Origin of the sequence: Acinetobacter sp. Ver3 (assembly GCF_000632455.1) — a bacterium.
Classification (GTDB): domain Bacteria; phylum Pseudomonadota; class Gammaproteobacteria; order Pseudomonadales; family Moraxellaceae; genus Acinetobacter.
In genome coordinates, this window is record NZ_JFYL01000165.1 from 1 (window position 1) to 1,139 (window position 1,139).

Sequence of the window (1,139 nt, forward strand, 5' to 3'; positions counted from 1 at the left end):
AGACTGAATGAGACATTAAGGACTTCAAAGTATAAAAAACAATAATACCTTTCCTCATAATTGCGCTGGTTGCTTATGCTACTATAAAACTGAGCCTTCTATTGCTCAATTTTTTATGCCCATTTTTCTTAACGATTACTCTAATTTTTATAAGGAAACGCACTGATGTGGTTAGCAATGCTAGCAGTAGTAGTAGTAGGTCTAGCAATCTTGGTTTGGAGTGCTGATGTTTTTATTGATGGTGCCGTCGCTTTAGCTAATAAGCTGAATGTACCCAGCTTTTTGATTGGTGTCATCATTCTAGGTGTAGGCACTTCAGCACCAGAGATGATAGTGTCCATGTTAGCTGCTTTAGAAGGTAGCCCTGGGCTGGCATTGGGTAATGCTTATGGTTCTAACATTGTTAATATCGCCTTAGTATTAGGCGCAACGGTATTAATAAGTCCAATTATTATCCGAAAAAGTATTATCAATCGTGATATGCCTTTACTACTGTTGGTGACGGCAGTAGCTGCTTGGCAATTAAGCGATGGTGTCTTAGGTAATACCGACGGTATAGTATTGATAGTGCTTCTAGTCGTTGTCTTAGGCATACAAATCATCTTGAGCATGCGTGAAGGCAACCACGAACATGAAGACGATACTGTAGAAGAAACTGCAAAGGCTGAACACAGTATGGCACAAGGTTTAGGTAGGTTATTTCTTGGTTTGTTCGTATTAATACTAAGCTCGCGCGCTATCGTTTGGGGCGCTACTGAACTTGCTACTTTATGGGGCTTGAGTGAGCTTATCATTGGTCTCACTATCGTCGCTATCGGTACGTCACTGCCTGAATTAGTTGCGAGCTTGTCGGCCGCACGTAAAGGTGAGCATGATATGGCTTTGGGTAATATTATAGGCTCTAACGTTTTTAATACTTTAGGAGTCGTAGGTATAGCAGCACTCATTGCGCCTATTACTCCGAGTAGCATTATTCTGTCGCGTGATATATTAGCGATGAGTCTCTTAACCTTACTACTGTTTGTGATGTGTCTATTTGCATTTAAAACCAAGCGTGTATTCGGTCGTACTTCTGGCACTACTTTAGTACTATTTTTCGTCGGCTATACTGTCTGGTTAATTCAGACGGTCAGTCTGTA

The 1,139-nt window shown here is 40.9% G+C and carries 1 protein-coding gene; it reads left to right on the forward strand.

Annotation, left to right across the window (positions count from 1 at the left end; all coding sequences use genetic code 11):
* Window positions 1-165 precede the first annotated feature (165 nt).
* Window positions 166-1,139: calcium/sodium antiporter (locus CL42_RS16160; RefSeq protein WP_035270980.1), on the forward strand; the 974-nt coding region annotated here is incomplete at its 3' end.